This window comes from Corynebacterium sp. HMSC05D08 (assembly GCF_001807215.1).
Lineage (GTDB): Bacteria > Actinomycetota > Actinomycetes > Mycobacteriales > Mycobacteriaceae > Corynebacterium > Corynebacterium striatum.
On the sequence record NZ_KV788317.1, the window covers coordinates 1 to 1,542 of the forward strand.

A 1,542-nucleotide genomic window follows, 5' to 3' on the forward strand; every position below is an offset into this window, starting at 1 on the left:
GGGTTAACATGGTGGCAAGCCGTGGGGCCTGATGTGTGGTTCAAGCGATGGGGTGACACAGTGGGGTAGCCATGCCGCTTAGTGGATTGTTGGTGTAAGCGTGTAGGTGATGGTGTAGGTAAATCCGCACTTGTTATGCTGAGACGTGATGCGTAGCCTTAATTGGTGAAGTTGGTGATCCCGTGCTGTCGAGAAAAGCCTCTAGCGATGTATATACTCGGCCCGTACCCCAAACCGACACAGGTAGTCAGGTTGAAAATACTAAGGCGTTCGGGTGAACTGTGGTTAAGGAACTCGGCAAAATGCCCCCGTAACTTCGGGAGAAGGGGGACCCTATGGCGTGAACACCCATTTGCGGTGGGAAGCGTTGTGGGGTCGCAGAGAATAGAGGGAAGCGACTGTTTATCAAAAACACAGGTCCATGCGAAGACGTTAAGTTGATGTATATGGACTGACGCCTGCCCGGTGCTGGAAGGTTAAGAGGACCGGTTAATCAAGCTTTGCTTGGTGAAGCTGAGAATTTAAGCCCCAGTAAACGGCGGTGGTAACTATAACCATCCTAAGGTAGCGAAATTCCTTGTCGGGTAAGTTCCGACCTGCACGAATGGCGTAACGACTTCCCTGCTGTCTCAACCACAGGCCCGGTGAAATTGCACTACGAGTAAAGATGCTCGTTACGCGCGGCAGGACGAAAAGACCCCGGGACCTTCACTATAGCTTGGTATTGGTGTTCGGTTCGGTTTGTGTAGGATAGGTGGGAGACTATGAGGCGTGTGCGCCAGCACGCGTGGAGTCGTTGTTGAAATACCACTCTGATCGGATTGGATACCTTAACCTTGGCCCATGATCTGGGTTGGGGACAGTGCCTGGTGGGTAGTTTAACTGGGGCGGTTGCCTCCCAAAATGTAACGGAGGCGCCCAAAGGTTCCCTCAGCCTGGTTGGCAATCAGGTGGTGAGTGTAAGTGCACAAGGGAGCTTGACTGTGAGAGTGACAGCTCGAACAGGGACGAAAGTCGGGACTAGTGATCCGGCACCTACTTGTGGATGTGGTGTCGCTCAACGGATAAAAGGTACCCCGGGGATAACAGGCTGATCTTCCCCAAGAGTCCATATCGACGGGATGGTTTGGCACCTCGATGTCGGCTCGTCGCATCCTGGGGCTGGAGTAGGTCCCAAGGGTTGGGCTGTTCGCCCATTAAAGCGGCACGCGAGCTGGGTTCAGAACGTCGTGAGACAGTTCGGTCTCTATCCGCCGCGCGCGTTGAAACTTGAAGAAGGCTGTCCCTAGTACGAGAGGACCGGGACGGACGTACCTCTAGTGTGCCAGTTGTTCCGCCAGGGGCATCGCTGGTTGGCTACGTACGGAAGGGATAACCGCTGAAAGCATCTAAGCGGGAAGCCTGTTTTAAGATGAGGTTTCATTTGAGGTCCCCTAAAGACTATGGGGTTGATAGGCCAGACATGGAAGCACCGCAAGGTGTGGAGTCTACTGGTACTAATAGACCAAAACAAACACACACGACACTACCGTGCACAAACAA

1 rRNA gene is annotated in these 1,542 nt (G+C 53.4%); it reads left to right on the forward strand.

Annotated elements, in window-relative coordinates:
• Positions 1–1,521: ribosomal RNA gene (locus HMPREF3148_RS13810) — 23S ribosomal RNA — on the forward strand; the annotation flags it as partial.
• Positions 1,522–1,542 lie beyond the last annotated feature (21 nt).